At 46.3% G+C, this 2,163-nt stretch carries 1 protein-coding gene; it reads right to left on the bottom strand.

Annotation, left to right across the window (positions count from 1 at the left end):
- Positions 1 to 112: 112 nt before the first annotated feature.
- Entirely contained in the window at positions 113 to 1,585 is a 1,473-nt protein-coding gene (gene ltrA, locus AACV20_RS12845) for a group II intron reverse transcriptase/maturase (protein WP_170908090.1), read from the bottom strand.
- Positions 1,586 to 2,163: the final 578 nt, after the last annotated feature.

The raw sequence follows: 2,163 nt of genomic DNA on the forward strand, positions 1-2,163 counted from the left end.
TGTCGAGTAGACGACACCTGTTACCAAGTGTCGCCCCTCTAAGAACCCAGCGTGCAACTTTCACCGCACTAGGCTCAAGCCTTCACGAAGGCACCAGTTGGCACCCAGCAACTTACAAAGCAGTGAGAGCAGGCTCATGCCAAGAGTTGCGACTTTGCCTCTTTGACTTTCTCTTTGCCAGGTATTCTTGGTGTTGAGGATCAAAAGGTGTAGCGGCACTCCTGATTTTCACATGTCTCTCTATCGGCACTTTGGCTATTTGAAACAGATTGAACTGACAATCCATATTCATGATCTTCTGCCAACCGTGAAATTGCCATTGACCTTGACGGTTGATGAAGTATTTAAGAGCGACCCAAGTTCTAGACTTTGTTGGATGACGCCTTTTAGCCCAGTGCCATAACGCATGGAATAGCTTGTGACCTACATATCCGAATGCCTGTTTAGCTACACAGTGTCGATAGTAATTCGACCAGCCCCTGAGTTTCGGATTTACCAACTTGATTAAATCGTTAACGGGGATAGTTGCGTGCTTTTTGATGAGTTCACGCAAGTTACTCAAGAACAGCAGTGTGTTGGATTTGCTCGGTTTAATGAGCAATTTCCCTTTGTACTTCCTATGATTAAAGCCTAAGAAGTCAAAACCACGGCTGATATGGGTAATGTGCGTTTTCTCTTCGGAGAGTGTTAAGCCTCTTTCTGCTAAGAAATCAGCAATCAACGGTTTAATATCGTTCTCCAGCACTTCCTTTGAAGCACAGGTGACGACGAAATCGTCGGCGTATCCAATAAAGTTGGCTCTAGCACCCTTTTTTAGTGCAGTAGACTTTATGCGTTGCTCAAGCCCTACAAGAGTCATAAGCATCAAGGTCGGAGATATGACCCCACCTTGTGGTGTTCCCTCGTCAGTGCGATAGAACAACCCTTTGTCTATAAAACCAGACTTTAGCCATTGTTCCAACATACGTTTATCTACGGCAATGTTGTCCATAAGCCATTGATGTCCGATCTTGTCGAAACAGGCTTTGATGTCTCCCTCAAGAACCCATTGAGCTGATTTCTTTAATGCCAGACACTTGAAGCACTGTGCGACTGCATCGGCAGTGCTGCGGTTTGGTCTAAATCCATAGCTGTTAGGGTCGGCAAGTGTTTCTGATACAGGCTCCAGAGCAAGAAGATGAAGCGCTTGCTGCGCTCTATCGACCATGCAGGGGATACCTAGTGGTCTGAGCTTGCCATTTTTCTTGGGGATGTAGATACGCTTGAGCGGTTTGGCTTGATAAGCTTTTCTGCTCAATTGATTGACTGCTTTCATGCGGCGCGTATCTGTATTCCAGATAACGCCATCAATTCCAGGCGCTTTACTGCCTTTATTTTGAGATACCCGCTTAACAGCAAGAAGTTTTGCTGATCGCGAGTGAGTCAGTATCCACTGCAACGCTTTCGCTTTGCTGTGTTTACCTTCTCGTGTTGCCTTTGCAATACGCATCTGAAGCTTTAAAACATGAGATTCAACGTCTTTCCAATTGGTGGATTGCCATTGAGCACTGTCAGGAGATGCACTAATCTCTTTTGAAATCATCATTTGCGTTTCTCCTTGAATAAAGTTCTTCAAATTCTCTTGCAACGGAAGACCAGTCGGAAGTCAGCCCACTTTCGTGATCAGATAGGGATCTGTATCTGCATCGTTACAATGCAGCCTTCGCTTTTTCCAACCTCCTATACCTGCATCACTATCGGCCACGAAGGCTTTCCCAGAGGGAGTGATACAGGCTTACCGTGTTCCGTATGTCGCGCAATGTCAGTGTAGATGCCCGCTATAGTGCGGAGAGTTCAACGATCACGAAAGAGCACGGGGCAATCTCTTTCCGACTCTCATGCCTTTTGGCCACAGCGTATTAACCACTTCCGCTGATTCATCATATAACGCACCTTATGCGGATTCACTTATGTTCATCATGCTGACTACCTAGCACTCACCCGATTGTGGTTATCAGGAGGATCGTTCTCTCGCGATTTAGATCCCGACTGGTGCATGACCAGTCTTCGTTACATTGTCAGACTCGCTACTTTATTCAGAGTCCTAGGTTCATCTGGTGATACAGATGGTTCACACATTAAGCGGTGAACAGCGCTTCATACGACCTCACGTCGCACGCCCCA

It is taken from the genome of Vibrio sp. B4-6, assembly GCF_963888245.1.
GTDB lineage: Bacteria > Pseudomonadota > Gammaproteobacteria > Enterobacterales > Vibrionaceae > Vibrio > Vibrio anguillarum.